Annotated in this window: 4 protein-coding genes; all 4 read right to left on the reverse strand. The window is 42.7% G+C overall.

Annotated elements, in window-relative coordinates:
• The coding region (locus B0H94_RS14860; RefSeq protein WP_106590044.1) for a tyrosine-type recombinase/integrase at positions 1 to 770 on the reverse strand (770 nt) is incomplete at its 3' end.
• Positions 771 to 782: 12 nt separating this feature from the next.
• Positions 783 to 1,649, reverse strand: a complete 867-nt coding sequence (locus B0H94_RS14865) for a tyrosine-type recombinase/integrase (RefSeq protein ID WP_106590045.1) — start codon at positions 1,647 to 1,649, stop codon at positions 783 to 785.
• A gap of 26 nt (positions 1,650 to 1,675) precedes the next feature.
• Complete coding sequence (gene xerA / locus B0H94_RS14870; RefSeq protein ID WP_106590046.1) at positions 1,676 to 2,515, reverse strand: site-specific tyrosine recombinase/integron integrase; 840 nt, start codon at positions 2,513 to 2,515, stop codon at positions 1,676 to 1,678.
• Positions 2,516 to 2,521: 6 nt separating this feature from the next.
• Positions 2,522 to 3,409 (reverse strand): tyrosine-type recombinase/integrase, encoded by an 888-nt coding sequence (locus tag B0H94_RS14875; protein ID WP_245894083.1) that lies wholly within the window; start codon positions 3,407 to 3,409, stop codon positions 2,522 to 2,524.
• Between the last annotated feature and the right edge of the window lie 101 nt (positions 3,410 to 3,510).

The raw sequence follows: 3,510 nt of genomic DNA on the forward strand, positions 1-3,510 counted from the left end.
ACTCCTATGGTATCATGACCTAGAAGGTCTTGAATATGCACCAACGGCATCCCTTTTTCCGCTAAGTGAGCCGCGAATGTATGGCGCATCGTATGGGGCGTTACCTTAAAACCTAACTGCTTTGAGTACCCTTCAAACATCAACCGGAGGGTTCGACTTTGCAGGGGTCTTCCCTTTGAATTCAAAAAAAGGTATGGCTGTTCATCCGCTCGTTCCTTTAGATAGTCCTTAACTTGCTGTTCACATTCAGGTGTAAATAACACAAGCCGTTCTTTCTTCCCCTTCCCTTTACGAATTAAGATATGCCGACCTTCCCAATCAATGTCGGTCTGCTTCATCGCAATCAGTTCACTTAACCTTACCCCAGTAGCGTAAAACATTTCAATAATGGCCCGCTCACGTCTGCTTCGATTAGTTAACATCCTTAATTGCATGAGCTGCTCTCTTGTTAAATACTCAGGAACTCGATCTTTTAATTTCGGTAACTCAATGGCATAAATCGGATTTTTCTCCACCATCTGTTCTTCAACACCGTAATCAAAAAACAGTCGCAAGGAAGCTATTTTTTGATGAATCGTCGCCGGTTCATAGTGATTCAAATGAGCCATCCATTTCCGAACATCAGAAGGACGAACATCTTGCAAAGGGATTTGTGCAAAGTCCAGGAATTCTATAATGTTTCGCTTATAAGTGACCAGGGTTTGTTCCTGCAGTCGGGATAGATGCTCTTCCACAAATGTCTCAAGAATGATTTCCGTTTCATTTGTCATTATCGTTCCCCCTTATCCCATGTACTTTCTGTACATCGAAACCAATTCATCTTTAGGAAGACGGGCATAAACACGTGTCGTATCTAAGTTGCTGTGACCTAACTCTTCAGCAATAAAGGATAATTCTGCTCCTTTTGATAAGAGCGTCGTCGCAAACGTATGGCGCAGGCGGTGAGGTCCTAACGAACCAGAGAGATTCGCCTTCTTTCCCATGTGACTTAAAATAAGGTGGACGCCAACACGAGTGATCCGTGAACCTGAGCGATTTAAAAACAATGCTGGTGTTTCTTCTGGCAGAGTATCCATGTATTTCTCAAGCAGGATGGCACATCGTTCTGAGAAATGAACGGTCCGAATTTTACTTCCCTTTCCTTTGACTTGCACTGTACGGGTATGAAGATCAACATCGGTCTTATTTAATGCGCAGGTTTCCCCCACTCGACAACCGGAAGTAACGAGAAACTCAAATAAGATTTGATTGCGTAAAGACGATTTCTCGGATTGTAACTGTATTCGTGCCAACTCATTTTGGTCTAAATATTTAGGGATTGGCTTGGGTAAGCGAGGCCGCCAACGACTTTTTAACGGCACTTGATCAATATACTCCTCAGCTTCACAAAACATAAAAAATGAAGATAAGATACTCATCCATGTCGAAATGGTTGTTTCTTTTTTCCCCTGGGTATGTTCTCGCAGCCATTCCAAAACATCTTCCGGTTGAATGTCCTCTATCGGAATCCATACCTCAGAAAAGAAACGATCTAATACCCGTTTATAACTTTCCAGTGTGTGTTCACTTCGGTTGGCAAGTTCCATATGAAGATAATACTTTTGAAGTATCAGTTTATTATGGTGAAAGATTTCTTTCTTCTCATTCATAAGCTTTTCTCCTTTTTATCCACCCATCAATTATTGTACTGATCATATTGTTTTTTCCGGGCTTTCTCACTCAATCTGGTATAAATCCGCGTCGTGTTAATATTGACGTGACCTAACAACTCTTGGATATTGCTTTGCGGCATATCCTTTTCTGCCAAGTGTGCTGCAAATGTATGTCGTAACGTATGCGGTGTCACTTTGAAGCCGACCGCCTCTGAAAACTTACGAAAAAGCTGTTCCACATAAACCCTGCTCAACGGCTTCCCTTGCGGGTTAACAAATAAATATGGACTGTCAACAGTCCTGGTGGAAAGATACTCATCTAACCTTGCGCCACAGGCCGTTGTAAATAAGACGAAACGTTCTTTATTACCTTTCCCTCTGCGTATCCAGATTTGCTGGGTGTCCCATTTAATATCCTCTTGTTTAATATTTAAGAGTTCACTGATGCGTACACCCGTGGTATATAACATTTCAACAAGCACTCGTTCCCGAGGCCACTGCATCGTGTACTCCATTAGTTGAGCCAACTGCTTTTTATCTAAATAGTAAGGAAGCGAATCTTCTAGTTGGGGTGTAGGAACATGTGTTGTAGGATCTTTTTTTATGATGTGCTCTTCCAAACAGTAGCGATAGAACGATTTAGCCGCTGCTAGTTTTAACTGTACCGTTCGAGGCTTAAGTTCCTGTTCCTGCATATCAGCGAGCCATGCACGAACATGAATCGCTTTAACCTTGTCATAAGTGAGATCACAAAATGAAAAAAACTGCTTGAGTGCAATGGTATAGCTCCTGATAGTTTCTGAACTAAACTGCGCTTCATTATCCGCAAAGAATTGGCGAATAACTTCGTCATTGGTTTTCATTTCAATCTACCCCATTATTTTTTGATAAGCTGTTCTCAACTTTTCACTAGGAACACGGGCGTACACTCTGGTTGTGTTTAAGTCGGTGTGACCAAGCTCTGCCCCGATAAACTCCAGGTCAGCCCCTCTAGACATCATAGTCGTAGCAAATGTGTGCCTGCACCCATGTGGTGTAAATCGTTGGAGCAGTTCCGCTTCTTTCCCGACACGCACCACCGTTTTGTAAATCCCAATCGGCTGCAGACGATCCCCCGAATGTGTAAGAAACAAGGCATCATCTTTACTCGGCGGTCGGTGGTTCAGGTACGCTTTTAATAGGAGCGAACACTCGATCGAAAAGTGCACCGTTCGTACTTTCTTCCCTTTGCCTCTCACTTCAGCTGTCCGTTTGTTTAAGTCTATATCTGAAACATTTAAATGAGAGACTTCCGAACGCCGGCAGCCTGAAGACAATAAAAAGGAGATAATTGTTCGATCCCTAAGCGGCAACCCTTCGGCTTTCATTTTTACAAGCGCTACTTCTTTGTCAGTTAGATACTTAGGCAGAGCATCAGGAAGTTTCGGCCGCCACCTTCTCTTTAGCAGCGGTTGATCTAAATAATCCTCCGCTTGGCAGAAAGAAAAGAACGTAGAAAGTGTCGAAAACATTAAAGCAACCGTCTTTGGCTTGCGACCCTTGGTATAGTCATTCAACCAATTCAACACCTCGTCAGAGGTTAGGTCGGTTAACGGCACATTCACTGTACGAAAGAACATGTCTAAATTCCGTCTGTATTTCACAATCGTGGTTTCAGACTTGTTGGACACTTTTAAGCTCAACAAGTATTCGTTAATTACTTCTCTCGTATGTGAATCCAACTGCTCGTTTACAAGCACCCAGTATGATTCACCCACGATGTCCACTCCTTTCTTCAGGTTCATTTTCTCAAAACCATCTGTTCTTCTGCCTTACCAGTATGGACTAGCATTCTTTGTAATAAACCTTCCGGTTACAG

Source organism: Salsuginibacillus halophilus (assembly GCF_003014715.1).
GTDB classification, from domain to species: domain Bacteria; phylum Bacillota; class Bacilli; order Bacillales; family Marinococcaceae; genus Salsuginibacillus; species Salsuginibacillus halophilus.

Bases quoted from the DNA above. Each gene is read 5' to 3' on its own strand.
- xerA (WP_106590046.1), bottom strand. From the start codon at position 2,515: ATGAAAACCAATGACGAAGTTATTCGCCAATTCTTTGCGGATAATGAA.
- B0H94_RS14865 (WP_106590045.1), bottom strand. From the start codon at position 1,649: ATGAATGAGAAGAAAGAAATCTTTCACCATAATAAACTGATACTTCAA.